The organism is Chloroflexus islandicus (assembly GCF_001650695.1).
Classification (GTDB): domain Bacteria; phylum Chloroflexota; class Chloroflexia; order Chloroflexales; family Chloroflexaceae; genus Chloroflexus; species Chloroflexus islandicus.
This window is the reverse complement of record NZ_LWQS01000061.1, coordinates 31,457-49,922: the sequence shown is the minus strand read 5'-3', so window position 1 is coordinate 49,922 and position 18,466 is coordinate 31,457. Positions and strand designations below refer to the sequence as shown.

General features: G+C 61.9%; 12 protein-coding genes. 7 read left to right on the top strand and 5 right to left on the bottom strand.

Going from position 1 to position 18,466, the window contains the following annotated elements; genetic code table 11:
* From A6A03_RS12430 to A6A03_RS20620, 3 genes are all read right to left on the bottom strand, one after another.
* Positions 1 to 614 (bottom strand): biotin/lipoyl-containing protein (locus A6A03_RS12430; protein WP_172812313.1); only part of this gene is annotated, 614 nt, incomplete at its 3' end.
* Positions 615 to 986: 372 nt separating this feature from the next.
* A complete protein-coding gene (locus A6A03_RS12425; RefSeq protein WP_066788720.1) occupies positions 987 to 3,812 on the bottom strand; it encodes a 2-oxoglutarate dehydrogenase E1 component in 2,826 nt (941 codons plus the stop codon).
* Positions 3,813 to 4,011: 199 nt separating this feature from the next.
* Positions 4,012 to 4,158 (bottom strand): hypothetical protein, encoded by a 147-nt coding sequence (locus A6A03_RS20620; protein WP_172812312.1) that lies wholly within the window; start codon positions 4,156 to 4,158, stop codon positions 4,012 to 4,014.
* Between the two features lie 551 nt (positions 4,159 to 4,709).
* On the opposite strand from A6A03_RS20620, the gene A6A03_RS12420 reads away from it, so the two are divergent.
* Complete coding sequence (locus A6A03_RS12420; protein ID WP_082908967.1) at positions 4,710 to 8,315, top strand: SCO7613 C-terminal domain-containing membrane protein; 3,606 nt, start codon at positions 4,710 to 4,712, stop codon at positions 8,313 to 8,315.
* Between the two features lie 72 nt (positions 8,316 to 8,387).
* On the opposite strand, the gene gap is transcribed toward A6A03_RS12420, so the two are convergent.
* Positions 8,388 to 9,413 carry a type I glyceraldehyde-3-phosphate dehydrogenase gene (gene gap, locus A6A03_RS12415; protein ID WP_066788713.1) on the bottom strand — a complete coding sequence of 342 codons (1,026 nt, stop codon included), beginning with the start codon at positions 9,411 to 9,413 and terminating at the stop codon, positions 8,388 to 8,390.
* A gap of 286 nt (positions 9,414 to 9,699) precedes the next feature.
* Between gap and A6A03_RS12410 the strand changes: the two genes are divergently transcribed.
* A complete protein-coding gene (locus A6A03_RS12410) occupies positions 9,700 to 10,308 on the top strand; it encodes a CvpA family protein (RefSeq protein WP_066788711.1) in 609 nt (202 codons plus the stop codon).
* A 26-nt stretch (positions 10,309 to 10,334) separates the two neighbouring features.
* Here the strand turns inward: A6A03_RS12410 and tgt are convergent, their stop codons facing one another.
* Positions 10,335 to 11,546: a tRNA guanosine(34) transglycosylase Tgt gene (tgt, locus tag A6A03_RS12405; RefSeq protein ID WP_066788707.1), complete on the bottom strand. Its 1,212-nt coding sequence runs from the start codon at positions 11,544 to 11,546 to the stop codon at positions 10,335 to 10,337.
* 322 nt (positions 11,547 to 11,868) lie between these two features.
* On the opposite strand from tgt, the gene A6A03_RS12400 reads away from it, so the two are divergent.
* From A6A03_RS12400 to A6A03_RS12380, 5 genes are all read left to right on the top strand, one after another.
* Positions 11,869 to 13,353: an FGGY family carbohydrate kinase gene (locus tag A6A03_RS12400; protein ID WP_066788704.1), complete on the top strand. Its 1,485-nt coding sequence runs from the start codon at positions 11,869 to 11,871 to the stop codon at positions 13,351 to 13,353.
* A gap of 256 nt (positions 13,354 to 13,609) precedes the next feature.
* Positions 13,610 to 15,676 (top strand): beta-alanine-activating enzyme beta-propeller domain-containing protein, encoded by a 2,067-nt coding sequence (locus tag A6A03_RS12395; protein WP_066788697.1) that lies wholly within the window; start codon positions 13,610 to 13,612, stop codon positions 15,674 to 15,676.
* 27 nt (positions 15,677 to 15,703) lie between these two features.
* Positions 15,704 to 16,660 carry a PP2C family protein-serine/threonine phosphatase gene (locus A6A03_RS12390; protein ID WP_066788694.1) on the top strand — a complete coding sequence of 319 codons (957 nt, stop codon included), beginning with the start codon at positions 15,704 to 15,706 and terminating at the stop codon, positions 16,658 to 16,660.
* Positions 16,657 to 17,913: a vWA domain-containing protein gene (locus tag A6A03_RS12385; protein ID WP_066788691.1), complete on the top strand. Its 1,257-nt coding sequence runs from the start codon at positions 16,657 to 16,659 to the stop codon at positions 17,911 to 17,913. Before A6A03_RS12390 ends, A6A03_RS12385 begins: the two co-directional genes overlap by 4 nt.
* Positions 17,914 to 17,930: 17 nt before the next feature.
* A complete protein-coding gene (locus A6A03_RS12380) occupies positions 17,931 to 18,452 on the top strand; it encodes an FHA domain-containing protein (protein ID WP_066788689.1) in 522 nt (173 codons plus the stop codon).
* The last annotated feature ends 14 nt before the right edge of the window (positions 18,453 to 18,466 follow it).

The window sequence follows — 18,466 nt, the reverse complement described above, 5'->3', positions numbered from 1 at the left end:
GGGGGGGGGGGGGGGGGGGGGGGGGGGGGGGCGGGGGGGGGGGGGGGGGGGGGGCCGGGGGGGGGGGGGGGGGGGGGGGGTGGGGGCGGTGGGGCGGTCTCGATCACCGCTGGGGCCGGGTGCGAGACATGCATGCGCGCTTCGTCGGCTTTGGCCGTCGCCTCGCTTGGCCCGGCGCTCGACACCAAGCGCAACACGTCCTCCTTCGTCACCCTCCCGCCGGGGCCGCTGCCCGGCACCGTGCGCAAATCGATCGCGTGCTCGGCAGCCACTTTCTGCGCAACCGGGGTCGCCATCACCTCGGTTGCCGGCGTTGCCGCCACTGCCGGCGCTGGGGCGGCGACCGGCGCTGCTGCCGGCGGCTCCTTCGGCAGGGCGCCGGCCTCGATTGTGCCCAGCAGATCTCCGATCGCTACCGTCGTCCCTTCGGGGCAGGCAATGCTCGCCAGTACCCCGCTCTGATCAGCCGCCACTTCCAGATTGACCTTATCGGTTTCCAGTTCGACCACCGGCTCGCCGGTAGCGACTGCTTCCCCTTCGCGCTTCAGCCAACGCGCGACCGTCGCCTCGACAATCGACTCACCGAGCGACGGTACTCGGATTTCGTATGCCATGCCGTAACCTACCTCTACTTATCTATCGTGACCTAGGATGGACTATTCCCATACTGTCGTGATATATGCTCAAGCGATTGCTGTGCGGCTGCGACTCTGCTCTCCGCATGCCATTGCGAGCCGCCGCTCTCCCTGTGTCATTGCGAGCCGAGCGGAGCGAGGCGAAGCAATCTCCCGGAGCACGACCTGCATCCCCTCAGGCATAGATTCCGCTGAAGCAGGAGATTGCTTCGGGGGCTGCGCCCCCTCGCAATGACAGATAGCCCATGTCATTGCGAGCCGAGCGTAGGGACAGAGCGGTGCTCTGTCCACGCGCGGCGAAGCAATCTCCCCCCCAAGCGCCCAGCACCCGCTCAGGCATACGTACATCCCCTACCGCGCCAGCGACTCTTCCCCGGTCACCGCCGGCGTAGGCGCTTCCGGCAGGTCGGCCACCGCTTCACGCAGAATGCGGGCCTGTTCGCGCACGTGAATGCTATGTAGACCCTCGGCGGGGCTGGCTGACTCGGCCCGGCCCACGTAGCGCAGCTTCACACCAGCCGGCAACAACTGCTGCAACCGCGGCCAAACGAATGTCCATGCTCCCATATTCTGCGGCTCTTCTTGCAGCCAAACCACCTCGTGCAGGTTGGGGTAGCGTTGCAGCGCTGCGCGCAACTCGTCTGCCGGGAAGGGATAGAGCAGCTCTAGCCGCAACAGATCGGCTCTGCCGCCGGTCTTCTCCCATTCGGCGCTGGAAATCAGATCGATCGCCACCTTCCCTGAGCACAAGATCACACGGGTCACACCTTCCGGCGCCGGCGCTTCAGCGCCCAACCCCAACACCGGCTGGAAGCGGCTGTCGGTCAGATCGCGCAACGATGAGCTGCTGCGCGGGTGGCGCAACAAACTCTTGGGGGTCAGCACGATCAGCGGTTTGGGATCGGCGTACAACGAAGCGGCCTGATAGCGCAACAGATGGAAGTACTGCGCGGCGGTCGTGCAGTTGGCGACGCGAATGTTATCGTTGGCGGCCAGTTGCAAAAACCGCTCAAGGCGCGCGCTTGAGTGTTCGGGGCCTTGGCCCTCGTAGCCGTGCGGCAACAGCATCACCAATGAAGGGTTCTGGCCCCACTTGGCATGGCCGCTGACGATAAACTGGTCAATGATCACCTGCGCGCCGTTGGCAAAATCGCCAAACTGCGCCTCCCACAGCACTAGCGTGTCGGGTGCATGCGAACTGTAGCCATACTCAAAGCCCAACACCGAAGCTTCTGAAAGCGGGCTGTTATAGACGGCAAACGAAGCGCGCGCCTGCGGAATTGCGTGCAGCGGGATGAATCGTGCGCCAGTGGTGACATCGTGCAGCACTGCGTGGCGATGGCTAAAGGTGCCGCGCTCGCTGTCTTGGCCGGTCAGCCGGATGGGGGTGCCATCGGCGAGAATGCTAGCAAAGGCCAACGCCTCGGCGTGGCCCCAGTCGATGCCGTTCTCTTCGTAGATCGCTTGCCGGCGGCGCTGCAACGTGCGTTCGAGTTTGGGATGAACGGTGAAGTCTTCGGGCCGGTCGAGCAGCGCCTCGTTGAGTTCGAGCAACGTCTTGGCCGAGACCGGGCGGGCGAAGATCGGCGGGCGGCGCGGCGGCAGCGGATTGGCAGGCGGCGGCGCCGGCGGCAACATCGCGGCGAGCCGCTGCCGTTCGCGTACCTTCTCGAACGCCTGCTGCAACTTGTTCATCACCGCATCAACCCGCGCTTGCGCCTCTTCGCGAGTGATGATCCCGCGCCGTTCGAGCTCGCGGGCCCAAATCTCGCGCACCGTCGGATGGTTGCGGATCCGCTCGTACATCTTGGGCTGGGTAAACTCTGGCTCATCGCCTTCGTTGTGCCCCCACCGCCGGTAGCCGACAAGGTCGATCAAGAAATCCTTCTGGAACTTCTCGCGGTAGGCCGAGGCCATGCGAGCGGCGGCGACGCAGGCTTCGACATCATCGGCATTGACATGCACCACCGGAATTTCAAGGCCGCGCGCCAGATCGCTGGCATAGAGGGTCGAACGCGAGTCGTTGCTATCGGTGGTAAAGCCGATTTGGTTGTTGATAATGATGTGAATCGTACCGCCGATGTGATACCCCTTCAAGCGCGAGAGGTTGAGCGTCTCGGCGACAATCCCTTGGCCGGGGAAGGCAGCGTCACCGTGGATCAAGATCGCCAACGACTCCTTCTCATCTTCTTCGGGGAAGCCGGGCCGGTTGCGGCGCTCTTGCGCGGCGCGAGCGCGGCCTTCGACCACCGGATTGATAAACTCAAGGTGGCTGGGGTTTGGTACCAGCGTAATCGGCATCTCGGCGATCCCGCTCTCGCGATAGGCTTTGCGCGCGCCGAGATGGTACTTCACATCGCCCGTCCAGCCGTCATACGTATCTTTGGTATAGTCAGGCGAGTGAAACTCGGTCAAGATCATCGAATAGGGCTTGCCAAGGATATGGGCCAGCACATTGAGCCGGCCACGGTGGGCCATGCCGATTACGACCTCTTTCGTCCCGGCCACTGCCGCATTGCGGATAATCGCATCGATCATCGGGATGAGCATATCGCACCCCTCGATCGAAAATCGCTTCTGGCCGGGGAAGGTCTTATGCAAAAACCGCTCGAAGGTCTCAACTTCAGTCAGGCGGTCGAGCAATTCACGCTGGCGCTCGGCGTCAAGCCCGCCAAAGAAGCGGCGATCCTCAGCGGCTTCGCGGATCCATGCCCGCTCGCGGTAATCCTGAATCTGGTCGGTCTCATAGCCGATCGAGCCGGAATAGGCTTGCCGCAACCGCTCGACGCCTTCAGCGGCATTGCGCACCTGAGACGCGATCGGCCCGCGCACGATATGGGCCGGCAGTGCAGCCAAATCGGCCTGCGTCACGCCGTGCGTAGCCAGTTCGAGGCCGGGGTCGCCGGGTGGGTCGCTGCCGAGCGGATCGATCCGGGCCGCCAGATGGCCCAATTCACGGATGTAGCGGATCAAGCGCGCCGCACCGACGATGCGGGTCACGTCGAGCGGTGGTTGGCCAGTCTCACCGGTCGGGGCCGCGCTTACGCCGGGCGGCGTCCATTGGGCAAAAAAGGCCCGCGTTGCCTCATCGACCGAATTGGGATCGGCGCAGTAGCGCTCGTACAACTCGATCAGATAGCCGGCGTTGGGGCCGTAGAAGCCGTTCCATTCGTTCATGCCTCGCCCGCTCCTTGGTTGCAGATGGTTGGTTGCCAGTTTTTTGTTATTAAAATCACAAATAATAATGGTTGCGAAGCACCATTTGGTACGTTCCTGTTCTTTATTGTACCACGCCGGCTGCATAGCGTTTCAAGGCAAAAAAACGATGCGGCATCATGCCGCATCGTTTTTACGCAGGGACGAGTGATATGCGAACTTAGACACCGGCGATCGCGTTACAGGCCGCTGCGACACCCAACATCGCGCTAATCGTGATCAGGACGGCCAAAAACTGCGCTAGCCGGTAAGGCATTTCAAACCGGGTGGCCGGTCGTGAAATGGAAGAGATCCGCTCTTGTTGCATGCTTGCCTCGCTTGGGTATGTTTTGCTAGATATGATGATGATATTCACTTGATATAATCACTTGCTAGGGAGAGATGTTTACCGTTCGTCGGGGAGATTCACCCGCTCGATCGTTGGGGGAGCAAGGGTTGCGCACTCCCCGCCTGTCATTGCGAGCCGGACGGTAGGGGCAGAGCGATGCTCTGCCCACACGCGGCGAAGCAATCCCCCACAAGCACGGGAGCGGAGCCTGCCCGCCGAAGGCGGAGATTGCCACGGGCGCTGCGCACCCGCGCAATGGCAGATAACCCCTGTCATTGCGAGCCGGACGGTAGGGGCAGAGCGATGCTCTGCCCACACGCGGCGAAGCAATCCCCCACGAGCACGGGAGCGGAGCCTGCCCGCCGAAGGGGGAGATTGCCACAGGCGCTGCGCACCCGCGCAATGACCAGAGGCCACGCGCACCCCCCTCTTCCACCTGCCCAAAAATTTTGCAAAAAATGTTACCGTTTCAGCGGTTTCCGTCTGCTATGATAGGTTTATTGTACCGGTTGTCACGCCCGGAGTGCTGCATGGATAATAGTTTGATCTTGCTGGTCTTATGTTGCCTATTGCCACTATTACTCACCGCATGGGGCGTCGGATTTGGCATGGGAATGATGGCGACGGGTTTTAAGATCAAACCGGAGGATCAATTCGCTCAGTTGGTGCGTTTTTGGTTGCAAACGAAACAAATTGATGCCGCTACCGCCGAGCAAGTGCTCTTGCTGTTGCAGAAACAGGGCGCTACGGCGCCGGCAGATGTTCGCTCTGCGCCGCCAGCGCCAAATCCGCCCGAACCGTTGCCTGAGCCTGCGGTTGCGCAACCGGTCACACCGGTTGCAACCCCGTCGATTGTGCCGCCGAGCATGATGCCGGCTGCGCCTGAACCGGCGGTTGCGCCGTCGAGTATGGCGCCGTCGTCGCCAGTTACCGCCGAACCGGTTACGCCGGCTAGCGCACCGCCGTCGCCACCGCTCCCTTCCCAACCATCACGGGCCGACCGGATTCCGCCAATCTTTGCCGCCCTGCTCTCGCTCGGTACGCGCCGGATGCTGTTGGTGATCGGTGCGTTTTTGGTGGTTATTTCCAGTTTGGTGCTGGTGATCTTTAACTGGAACAGCTTCCCGCCGATTGTCCAAGTGGGGATATTGGCCATCTTGACTGGCGGGTTGTGGGGGCTGGGGCGCTGGGTCGAGCGGCGGGAAGGCTTTGCTGCCGCTGGACGCAATCTCAGTTCAGTGGCGGCGCTGTTGGTGCCGATCGTTATCTTCTCTTTCACCCGGCCCGGCTTGCTCAATCTCGATACCGATACGGCCTTGCTAACGGTGAGTAGCTTGAGCCTGCTGCTCTACATCGTCGGCGCCTATGCCACCCGCCGCGTGTTCTACAGCGTGGCGGCTAGTGCTGCTGCGGTTGGCGCGTTGGGTAGCGCGTTTTGGCAGTGGGAGGTCGCTACCCGCTGGCAGTCGGTGTGGGCATTTGGGTTGTGGTTTATCGCGCTGTTGGTGGCCCGCCGGTTGGCCCGCAGCAGCGCGGCTCCGCTCGCGTTGGGGCCGCGGATTGTCGAGTGGGCAGGCCCGCCGCTATCGTTGTTGGTCAGCCTGAGCCTCTTCGCCGCCGCGCCAACGGCAAGCGAGGCCTTGCCGGCGATGATCGCGTTTGGTTTGGGCAGCGCGTTCAGCACGGTTGCGGCGTGGATCGAACGGCAACCGCGCTGGATGTGGGCGATGGCGCTGACGTTGCCGGTGGCGGTGTTGATCGGGTCGGCTCTGCCCGATCTTGGCCTGCGCTGGGTGAATCTGAGCTTTGCCGCCCTCTTGTTGGGGTATGTGGGGATGGCGGCGCTGGTTGAGCGGCGCGGGCAGGCGTATGCGACGCCGTTGTTGGCCATCGCGCCGCTATTGCTGATGGTTGTGCTGTTGAGTGTACTCGATCGAACGGCTATCGGCCAGAGCTATCCGTTGCTGCTGCTAGCCGGTGGGGTGGTGATTGGGCTGCTCGAACGCGGGCGGCTGGTGCTGCTGCAACCCAACCGCGCGTTGGCCGGCAGTGTGGTGTTGGGGCTTGCAATTGGCTTGCTGACCGCATGGTCGGTGTCGTTGGTTGAGCCGTGGGGCCAGCGCGGGCTGGTCACGCTGCTTATTGGCGGCGTTGGCTTTGCCTTGCACGCAGCGCCGTTCAGCGGGCGCATCAGCTATGCCCCGCCAGTGTTGCGTTGGATGGGGGCGGCGTTGATCGCGTTGGGGGCCTTCATCACCGCATGGCTTGACCCGGCCTTGCGCATACCGGCGCTGGCGCTAGCAACTGCGCTCTACGGCTGGAATGCGTTCCGTGAGCGCAACAGTGTGTGGGCGCTGGCGAGTCTGACCGCGGCGTTGGCGGTGGTGGCGAGTGGCCTCGAACGGCTTGGCTGGCTGAACACGTTTGACCACTACCTCCTCGCCGGCACGGTGGTGGCGAGCAGCTATGGACTCGGTGGCAGTCTGCTCCGGCGCGGTGCGTTTAGATATTGGACGTTGCCGGCCCTCTTTTGGGGCGGAATGCTCGGCGGCACCAGCACGTTGTTGCTGCTTGGCGCGCTTTTTGAGCCGAGTCTGGCCGCTCTGAGCGCCGCGCTCATTGCGAGCGCAGTGTGGCTGGTGCTGAGTGTTATCTGGCAACGCTGGCAGCTTGGCTATCCGGCGGCGTTCATGCTCGCGTGGGCGTGGCTGCTGGCGGTGGCCGGCGAGTTTCTGCGTTGGGAAGGCGAGCTGGATGCGCTTGCAGTGCTGGCGTTGCCGCTGAGCGCTGGCGCTGGCGCGATGGCGCTGATCCTGCGTCGCTGGCCGCAGTTTGACCGTCCGTATGCGCAGTTGGCCTTGGCGATGGCGCTGGCGTTGCCGGTGCCGGCGTTGCTGGCAGCGCTGGCAGCGCCGGCACGTGCTGCCAATCTACCCTTGGCCGCCGGCGGTGCGACCGTCATTCTGGCGCTCGGTGCAGCAGCCTACCGGCGCTGGCGGATCATGAGTCTCGCAGTGGTGCAATTGGTGGTCACAGTGGGCGGTATCGCCAACTGGCTCTTCCCCCACAATGCGCCGGTGATTGGGTGGACGCTGCTGCTCACGGCGGCGATCCTTGGCCTTGGCGGCGCCGGCGGGCGCCGGTGGCGAATGGATGCAACGGTGCGCGCGCTCGGAGTAGATAGTTATGGTATTGGCGGTATGACTACCCTGATCGCGCTGGCGCTGCTCGCAAGCAGCAGCTTGAGCAGTCTCGCGCTGCCGTTCTTGTTCTGTGCGCTAATTATTGCCGTGATCGCAGTGTTCGAGCAGAGCGAGATCGGCGCTGGGTTGAGCGTTACTGCCTTCATCGGCAGCCTTGCCGGCTGGATGGCGCAGACGGGGGTGGCCGGGCCATGGCAGGCGGCGTGGTTGGTGTTGGCGCTGGCGCCGATTATGGTGGCCGGCTGGGCCGTGCGCCGGTTGGCGTTGGGGGCGATCTGGCAACGCGCTACACTCTGGTTGCCGTTGCTGGCGACAGTGATTGCCGTTGCGATCGCAATGCTGGAATTGCGTGCGCTGGTGGTCGCATTGATCAACGCCGGCGTAGTCTTGGCCACGGCGACGGTGCGCGAACGGCGCAGCGAGTACGCCTATCTGGCCGGCGCGGCCTTTGTTGCCGCCAGCCTTGGCCAATTCCTCGTCTGGGATCTGCGCGAGATGCAGTTCTATGTGATCCCGGTCGGCGTCTATCTGCTCGCGCTGGCGAACGGGATCCGTCACTTCCAACGCCACGATCAACTGGCCCGCGTGATCGATACCAGTGGTGTCGCAGTCTTGCTCGGCGCCACCTTTCTCCAAGCGGCTGGATCGCCCAACAATATCGGCTACATCCTGCTGGTCGGCGGCGAGTCACTGCTGGTAGCCGCCTACGGCGCGCTGGCGCGCTTGCGAGTGCCGTTTGTCGGGGGGATTGCCAGTTTTGTGTTGGGTGTGTTGTGGCTAGCGGCCAATGCGGCACGTCTGCTTAATCAGTGGCTCTTGTTGGGATTGCTGGGGTTGCTGATGTTGCTGGCTTACGTCGTGTTGGAACGGCAACAAGAGCAATTGCGCCGGGCGGGGCGCGATTGGGCGGCGCGGTTGCAACAGTGGCGGTAGGGGCGGGTTTTAACCCTGCCTGTATCCGTAGAGGGGCAGGTTGGAAACCTGCCCCTACTACCGCCCATCCGATTATTCAAACCGGTCGGCCACCAGCGCCGTCAGATCGGCAACGCGCACCGAATAGCCCCACTCGTTGTCGTACCACGCGACGATCTTGAAGAAATCGTCACCCATGCTCATCGTCAGCGGCAGGTCAACCACGCTGCTGTAGGTGGTGCCGATGAAGTCGGTGCTGACCAGCTCATCGTGGCTGACGCCGAGGATGCCCTCCAGCTCCTCGCTCTCGCTGGCCTCGATGAAGGCTTGGTTAATCGCTTCAACCGAAGTCTTGGTGCTGAGCAAGACCGAGAAATCGACCATCGAGACGGTCGGCGTCGGCACGCGCACGGCATAGCCGTGGAACTTGCCCTTCAGCTCAGGAATGACCAATGCCACGGCCTTGGCAGCGCCGGTGGTGGTGGGCACCATGTTGATCGCCGCTGCCCGCGCCCGGCGCAAGTCTTTGTGGACGTTATCCTGCAAGTTCTGATCCATCGTATACGAGTGGATCGTCGTCATCAACCCGCGTTCGATGCCAAAGCGATCATTGAGCACCTTGGCGACCGGCGCGAGACAATTGGTCGTGCAGGAGGCGTTCGAGATAATGTGGTGCTTCTCGTGATCGTACTTCGCGTCGTTGACGCCCAAGCAGATAGTGATATCTTCACCTTTGGCCGGCGCGGTAATAATCACCTTCTTGGCCCCCGCCGCAAGGTGGGCCTTGGCCTTCTCGGCATCGGTAAAGCGACCGGTCGACTCGATCACGATATCGACCCCCAGCTCCTTCCACGGCAACGCCGCCGGATCACGCTCGGCGAGCGTCAGCAACTCGTAGCGCACATCATCCTGCTCGACGACAATCGCCTTCTCGGTCACTGTCACCTCGCCATCGAAGGCGCCGTAGGTTGAATCGTACCGCAAGAGATGCGCCAGCGTCTTGGCGTCGGTGAGGTCATTAATCGCGACAATCTCAAACTCTTCGGGATAGTACTCCAGCATCGCCTTAAAGCTCTGGCGCCCGATCCGGCCGAAACCGTTGATAGCGACGCGAACCATGCAAGCCTCCTTAGCACTCAAACGATTGCGCTCCGGTAAGAGATACCGTGAGCAGCAATGGTACGACAGACAACCATTGTCTGACGCGGTCATTATAGCATCTTTGTGCAGCGGCTCGCATGCCGATTCTTGCCCGTCAGGTGGAGAAATGCCTACTCAATGACCTACAGCGGAATGATGGGACAGTGAATGACCTTGCATGCTCATAGCGATCCCCGCTGGGCCATTGCTTGACATTTCTGCTACAATACGTAGTAATCTAAGTTCACCACTGAAGGAGTGGCGTATGGCAATCGATGTGGGGGCAGTCATTATTCTCATCCTCTTCACGATCGTTGGATTACGCCGCGGCGCTTGGCCAAGCGGGTTCGCGCTCGTGGGCACCCTGATTGGCGCCGTACTGGTTGATCTATGGCGGGATGGGGTGATCAACCTGCTCGGGCGCGCCGGATTGGCCAATGGCTGGCCGCTCTTTGTCTCGTTAAGCGGATTGCTGGTTCTGGCGATGATCATCGGCTACGGTATCGATATGATCATCGAGTTTGGCCTCGAAGATGCCGCAGAGTGGTCTCATCGCTTGATCGGGGCCGCCTTCGGTGTCATAAATGCTGCCCTCGTCATAACCTACCTTGTGCGCTACGCTGGGGTTGCGTGGCCGGAAGCGACGAACGCCGAGCGGTTGGCAACGACCGTGGTAACGCCGCTGGTCATTGCATGGCTGCCGTGGGGGATGTTAGCGCTGACGTTGCTCGGCGGCGTGATTCTCGCGGTGCGTCTTCTGCACCTCTTCCGCACCGAGCGCGCGCTGTACGCTGATGCGCCGCGTTCCCCCAAAGAGGCCGATCTGCGCGTGCTCGAACAGATCAATCGTGCGATCGAGCGGCGGCGGCGATAACAGCGTCTGCTGCTATGCCGCCTGTGTTATCGTGTCACGCTGATCAGCGGTTTGCCTAGCCATTCTTCGTACAATTCGCCAAACCTGCCGGCTGCCAGCGCCGCGCGCACGTCGGCCATCAGGTTGAGCAGGAACGCGACGTTGTGCAGGCTGACCAGCCGAATGCCGAGCAGCTCTTTCGAGCGGTAGAGATGGTGGATGTAGGCGCGCGAGAAGTGGCGGCAGGTGTAACAGGTGCAGCCAGCTTGCAACGGCCCCGGATCATCGCGTAACGAGGCATTGGTCACATTCAGTCGCCAGTTTCGCTCGCGGTTGCGCACTAACGCCGCACCGTGCCTTCCCAGCCGGGTTGGGCTGACGCAATCGAACATATCGATGCCCCGCGCTACTCCTTCCAGCAGATCATCGACATCGCCGACTCCCAACAGATGGCGCGCCATACCGTCGGGTAGGTAAGGCACGGTCATATCCACGACCTCGTACATCTGCTCTTTGTTAGCCCCTAACGATCCCCCAATGCAGAGGCCATCAAAACCCATCCTGCTAATCACTTCGGCGCTCGCTCGCCGCAGGTCGGGAAAGATACCGCCATGCACGATCCCAAATAGAAGTTGATCGGGGTTGGGCAGCGCGGCGCGGTTCCGTTGCTGGTGCGCGGTGAGGCAGCGTTCGGCCCAGCGGTGGGTGCGGGCCATGCTTTGCGCGGTGTAGTCGTAACCGGCCCGGAACGGTGGCAGTTCATCGAAGCAGACAATCACGTCTGCGCCGAGATGGTGCTGCACCTCGATGCTCCGTTCCGGCGTAAAGACGTGGCGCGAGCCGTCGAGGTACGATTTGAAGATGACTGCCTCTTCGGTCACTGTCACCATATCACTCAAGCGGGATGGGTGCGCCGGTCGCCGGCCCTTGACCTCATCGGCGATCCCGCCGTAGACCAGCGAAAAGACCTGAAACCCGCCGCTGTCAGTCAGGATAGGGCCATCCCAGCTCATAAAGCCGTGCAGGCCGCCGTGACGCGCGATCAGCTCGTGGCCGGGCTGTAGGTAGAGGTGGTAGGTATTGCCAAGAATGATGGACGCACCGTGGTCGCGCAGTTCGTGCGGACTAAGCGATTTGACCGTGGCGCGTGTGCCGACCGGCATAAAGACCGGCGTCGCAACCGCACCGTGAGCGGTTTGCAATACGCCAGCGCGGGCGCGGCTGTCAGGATCACGAGCAGTAATCGTAAAATGCGACATGATTCCTACCGTACAGCCGCACGGCGGTGCGGCTCCCTATGTGACAACCAAACACTGGTTCAGCCGCACGGCGGTGCGGTGTTCAATCTGGCCCCCAATGTACAGCCGCACGGCGGTGCGGTGTTCAATCTGGCCCCCAATGTACAGCCGCACGGCGGTGCGGTGTCCAATCTGATCCCCGCACAACCGTAGAGCCGCACAGCCGTGCGGCTCCTCATGGCCGTATTATAACCGATTGTACCGGCGTCTGCGTGGCCCCCAATCGCGCGCAACAACGTGGTATAATGCCCCCCATTCGCCTGATACGTGACGAGGCAACCCTGTGAGACGCTACGTTCTTGCCATCGATCAAGGCGGCAGTGGCAGCCGCGCCGTAATTTACGATGATGAAGGCCAAGTGCGGGGGTATGGCTACCGCGCCGTTGGGCGTGTCTACCCCCAGCCGGGATGGGTTGAGCAGCGACCGCACGCGATTGCGCGCAGCGTGGCCGAGGCGATCAACGAGGCGCTTGCCCGCGCCGGTGTCCGTGGCAGCGACCTGATCGCCTGCGGGATCACCTCGCAGCGCGATACCGTCTTTGCGTGGCATGCCCGCACTGGTCGCCCGATTGGCAATGCCATCACGTGGCAAGACTTGCGTACCGCGCCGTTAGTGGCGGCGTTGGCTGATACGCCGTTGGGGCCGCAGCGGCGCGAACGGTTGGGCCAGTTCCCCGGCCCCTACGCCAGCGCGATGCACATGGCATGGCGGATGCAGCACGATGCCGCGTTTCGCCGTGCCGCCGAACAAGGCGTATTGCGGGTGTCGCTGGCCGCCGGCTGGATCGTGCAGGCGCTCGGCTGCCCGGCAGAGCACGCCCTCGACCACTCGCTATTGCAGGCGATGACCGTCTACGATCCGCGCCGGCGCACGCTATGGGATGAGTGGATCGAGGCGCTCCAGATACCGCGTGCGGCGCTGCCCATCCCCCGCCCGACGATTCACCATTTCGGCGAGTTGCATATCGATGGCGCAGCAGTGCCGGTGCTGGCGATGATCACCGACCAGCAATCGGCATTGTTTGGCTACGATTGCCGTTCCCCCGGCCAAGCCGTGGCAACCCACGGTACTGCCTCATTTGTGAACGCGGTGGTTGGCCCGCATGCGCCGCCGCAAGGTATTTGCAAAACCTATTTGGCATGGGAGATTGGCGGTGTGCCAACCTATGCCCTCGAAGCCGACATGACGACCACTGGCGCGGCGGCCAATTGGCTGCGCGAGATCGGTTTGGTGCGGCGCGTCGCCGATCTCGACCGGCACGCGGCGACAGTGCCCGACAGCGGCGGCGTGGTCTTTGTGCCCGCGCTCAACGGGTTGGGGGTGCCGAGCGAAGATCGCAGCGCGCGCGGCGCGCTCTTTGGCTTGGCGTTGGGGGTGCAGGTCGGCCATATCGCCCGCGCCTTCTACGAGTCGATCGGCTTCCAATTAGCCGATATTCTGGCGACGATGCAGGCTGAGGCTGGGATCGCCATCAATGAACTGCGGGTGGGTGGCGGCTTAGCCGCCAGCGATCTGGCTTGCCAAATTCAAGCCGATCTAAGCGGGGTGACGCTGGTGCGCGCCCGCGACACCGAAACCACGGCTCGCGGCGTGGCGCTGCTGGCCGGGATCGGGGCCGGCGTGTGGTCGCCGCAGACCTTGCCGGCGTTGGTTGATGATACGGCGACGCGGTTCGTGCCACGCACAACCGCCGCCGAACGCGAGATCCACTCCGAACGGTGGCGGATGGCCATTGCTCGCGTGCAAGGGTGGCAACCGGCGCGCTGAGCCATCTGTATCTGTACAGCCGCACGGCGGTGCGGCTCTCTGGCAGCCGCACGGCTCACACTATCGGCCTAGCCGTGCGGTTTGTATCCATCCTCCTCGCTGCCATCAAACATCAAGCACAAAACAAGGAATATTCGTAATAGCCATTATGGTGCCTTGATCCGGTTGCCGAAGCGAACAACACCTTCTATAATAGAGGAACAAACTTGCCAATATGTCTCACTATCGCTGGCATAACCAATGGACGAGGTGACTCATGGGCTTGATCAAACGGGTTGGCACCAAATCTGTCAACGCACAACCTCCCGAAAGCGGCGCGGCTGATGATGGCACGCGCCAGATCGGCCCATCTACGCCATCATCTGCGCCGGAAGAGGGCACGCGCCAGATGGCGGCGCGGCCCGCTGGTGAAGCGGACGAAGGCACGCGCCAGATGGCGGCGCGGCCCGCTGGCCAGCCGTCGCCAGTCGCGCCGGTGATGCTCAACCCCGGTACTGTTCTTCAAGGTCGTTACCACGTCGAGGGGCCAATCGGGATTGGCGGGATGAGCGTCGTCTACCGCGGACGCGACTTGCGGTTCAAAGATGTGGTGCGCTATTGCGCGATCAAAGAAATGGCCCAGAGCGCGCCCGATTCGCAAACCCGTTTACTCAATCTCAAGAACTTTCAGCGCGAAGCTGGCTTGTTAGCCACCCTGCAACACCCTGCGATTCCCAAAGTCTACGACTTTTTTGAAGAGCACGGTAAAGTCTACCTCGTCCTCGAATTTATCCCCGGCAAAGACCTTGAGACGGTGTTGGAAGAAAACGGCAAGCCGCTTGACGAAGCGCGGGTTGCGCGGTGGGCATTGCAAATTTGCGATGTGCTGTCGTATTTGCACAATCACAAGCCGGAACCGATCGTCTTTCGCGATATGAAACCATCGAACGTGATGGTGGTCGGCGATGACCGGATTGTGCTCATTGACTTTGGCATTGCTCGCAACCTCAACCGCAGCGATCGCAAGGGCACCATGATCGGCACCGAAGGCTACTCGCCGCCCGAACAGTATCGCGGCGTGGCTGAGCCGGTCGGCGATATTTATGCGCTTGGCGCGACGTTGCACCATCTGCTCACCAATACCGATCCACGCCTCGAAACGCCGTTCACCTTCCAAGAACGTCCGATCCGGCAGATTAACCCCGCGGTTTCGCCAGAAATGGAAGCCGTGGTGATGCGGGCGCTCGAATATGATATGGCGGCCCGTTGGCAGAGTGCCGAAGAGTTCCGGCAGGCGTTGCTCACCGTGCCCTCCTTGGCCGAGACAGTTGGGGCGAAGCCGGCAGTCGCTGCTCCGGTCGCCGGCAAAGGGAAAAGCGCGCAAACGACCGAGCTGGTCTGGCGGTTTAAGTGCGAAGACGAGGTGCGATCGTCGCCGTTCGTCAGCGGCGGTTTGGTCTTTGTCGGCTGTTATGATACCAATATCTACGCCGTTGATGCGACCCGCGGCGAGTTTCGTTGGAAGTATGCCACGCAAGGCGGCATTAGCTCGTCGCCGGCAGTATGGCAAGATATGGTCTATATCGGTTCGGAAGATGGTTCGCTCTATGCGCTCGATATGCGGCGTGGCAACCCGCGCTGGACATTTCGCACCGAAAAGCCGATCCGTTCCTCGCCGCGGATTGAAGACCGCGTGATCTTTGTCGGTTCCGATGATCAACATGTGTATGCGATTGATGGTCTGCGTGGCACCTTGATCTGGAAGTACCGCACGTGGAATCCGATCCGCTCGTCGGCCTGCATTAACGGTTCGTCGATCTTTATCGGCGGCGATGATGGCAATGTCTATTGCCTCGATGTGCGCACCGGCGCGGTGAAGTGGAAGCAGCGCACCCAACAGCCAGTGCGTTCGTCGCCAGCGTTTAGTGATGGTCTGGTCTTTGTCGGTTCGCTCGACCAAAACCTCTATGCGCTCGATGCCGAAGGCGGCTGGCCGGCGTGGCGCTTTCGCACCGGCCATTACATCAACTCCTCGCCGTGTGTGGTCGGTACGCGGGTGTTTGTCGGCGGCGTCGATGGCAATATGTACGCCCTCGATACCAAGAACGGGCGGTTGGTCTGGAAGTATGAGGTTGGCAGCCAGATCACCTCATCGCCACGGGTTGAAGGTGGCCGGCTCTATTTTGGCGCCGTCGATCAGGCCATCTACTGTCTCGATGCCGGCAGCGGCCAGTTGATCTGGAAATATCTCACTGATGGCCCCATCGTCTCATCACCGATGATTGTCAATGGCGTGGTCTATATTGGCTCAATGGATCATCATATCTATGCGCTCAAAGCGTGATTTGCAGGGTAAGGGAATGGTGCCGCTATGCCGGACGAAACCGTGCCAGCTCACGATGACACACCGACTGAACCGTTGCATCCGGCAGCCTCACCGCCAGAACGTTTGGCGCCGATGGGGCTGACGCCGCCTGAAGAAGACGGCACGCGCCAGATCGGTCACGATTACCAGCCGGCCTTGACACTGCGCCGTTCGGCGCAGGGCTTTGCCGCTGCCGCGTTGCGCGATATTGGCCGGGTGCGGGAAACAAATCAAGATTGCGCCTTGGCGATGATCATGACCTTGCCGCGCGAGGGCAGTGATGTGCCGGTGGGGTTGTTTATCGTGGCTGATGGCATGGGCGGCCATCAGGGTGGTGAAGTGGCGAGCCGGTTGGCCGTGCAGACGGTGCTGACCAGTGTGCTGGAACGCCTTGTCTTGCCGGTGATTGAAGATGGCTTGCTTGAGGCGTTGCAACCGCTGATGATCGAATCGGTGCAAGAGGCGAATGCTGCGATTTGGCGTGAAGCTCAGGCGCTCGGTTCTGATATGGGCACGACCTGCACGGCAGCCTTGGTGATCGGCCACGGCCTCTATGTCGCCCACGTCGGCGATTCGCGCTGCTATGTGTATGAGCCGGGCGGGTTGCGCCAACTCACGACCGACCATTCGACGGTGGGGCGGTTGATCGCACTCGGCCAGCTCGATCCCGATGAGGCGCGTGAACATCCCTTGCGCAACCAGCTCTATCGCACGGTTGGCCAGCAGCCGCAGGTCGCTGTTGATTTTGTCTATCATCAGCTTAATAATTGCTCGCATATTGTCTTATGCAGCGATGGCCTGTGGAGTATGGTGGAAGAAAAGGCGATTGAACGGGCGTTGCAGCATAGCCCATGGCCGCACGATGTCTGCCGTGAGTTGATCGCGCTGGCGAACTTGGCCGGCGGCGATGATAATATCTCGGCGGTTGTGGTGTCGTTGCCGCTCGATGAGGGCCAGCGATGAGCAAGGTTGATCTGCGCATCACGCCAAGCCGTAGTGTGTTGCCGGCTAGCACCGAGCCGCAGTTGCTCTATGCGCTCATCGAGTTGGCGGCCCAAAGCGGTGCGACCAAGATGCCACGCTTGCCGCTCAACCTCTGTTTGGTCATTGACCGCAGCTCGTCGATGCGCGGCGAACGGTTGCAGCAGGTTAAGCAGGCGGCGATGCAGATTCTTGACTTGCTCGGCGATAACGAAAGCTTTGCCCTCGTAACGTTTAACGATCGGGCCGAGGTAGTGGTGCCGGCCCAACTGGCGCGGGCGCGGCAGGAAATTAAGCGCCACATCAGCGCGATTGAGGCTGCTGGCGGCACCGAGATGGCCACCGGCTTGGCGCTGGGGGTGCAAGAATTGCAACGGGCGATGATGCCGCGCGCCGTTCATCGTTTGCTCTTGCTGACCGATGGCCGTACCTATGGCGATGAAGGCCGCTGCGTCGAGATTGCCCGCCGCGCCCAATCACGCGGAATCGGGATTACGGCGCTGGGCATCGGCAGTGAGTGGAATGAAGACCTGCTCGAGACGATCGCCGCTCGCGAGAATAGCCGCACGCACTATATCACGTCCGCCAACGAGATCACCAAGGTCTTCACCGCTGAAGTCGAGCGCATGCAAAATCTGTTTGCCCAAGATGTGCAGGTGCGGCTGGCCTTGCCGCCGCAAGCGTTGGTGCGCTCGCTCGATCGGGTGCGCCCCTTTATCGGCCCGCTGCCGGTGATCGAAGAGGCGGATTTTGTCTGGACGGCGGCGCTCGGCGATTGGCCAGAGAGCGATACCCAAGCGTTGTTGCTCGAAATGGTGGTGCCGCCGTTGCCGGTTGGCCGGCATACGTTGCTGCGCCTCAATTTGCGTTACCGCACGCCGGGCAGCGATAGCGCAACCCAGAGTCACGAGCAGACGCTGCCGGTCGCGTTTCGTGATCCTGATGAGGTTGGCGATAGTGTTGATCCGACAGTGAAACACTGGCTTGAACGGCTGGTTGCTTACCGGTTGCAGGCTAGCGCATGGCAGGCCGCCGAAGAGGGTAAGTTGGAAGAGGCGACCCGGCGCTTGCAAATGGCCGGCACCCGCCTCTTCGAGGCGGGCCAAGTCGAATTGGCCCGCACCGTGCAGGAAGAGGCGACCCGCTTGCTCCGCTCAGGGCAGGCGAGCGCTGAAGGGCGCAAGCGGATTAAGTACGGGACGCGCGGCCTGATTGGGCGCGAAGAGTCATCGTAGGCCGGAGTAGAAGACCCATGATCATCTGCAGTTACTGCCAAGCCCAACAGCTCGATGGTACTATCTTCTGCACCGTCTGCGGCGCTAGCCTCATCGCTGCCAAACCGCAACGCCAAACCACCGCTTCGCTCAATCGCGCAGCCGCCGAAGCAGCCGAACTGGTTGAGGATGAGGCGACGATTTTGCCGGCGCCGGCTAACCCAGCGTCTGGGCCGGCGATTGCGCTGGTTGTGCTGAGTTCGGGCCGGCGGATTGAGTTGCCGGCGGCGCCGGAATTGTTGATCGGGCGCAAAGACCAGCAGCGCGGCTTTTTCCCCGATGTTGATTTTAGTCTCGATGGCGGGTATGATGCCGGTGTCTCGCGCCGCCATGCCCGGATCGTGTGTTCAAATAATCGTTATGTGCTTGAGGATCTCGGTAGCTCGAACGGGACATTTCTCAACCGCCAGCGTGTGCCTCCCGGCCAGCCGATGCCGTTGCAGCACGGCGATGAGGTGCAGTTTGGGATGCTGTTGGTGCGGTTTGAGGTGAGTTCATAAGGTTTGATACATTC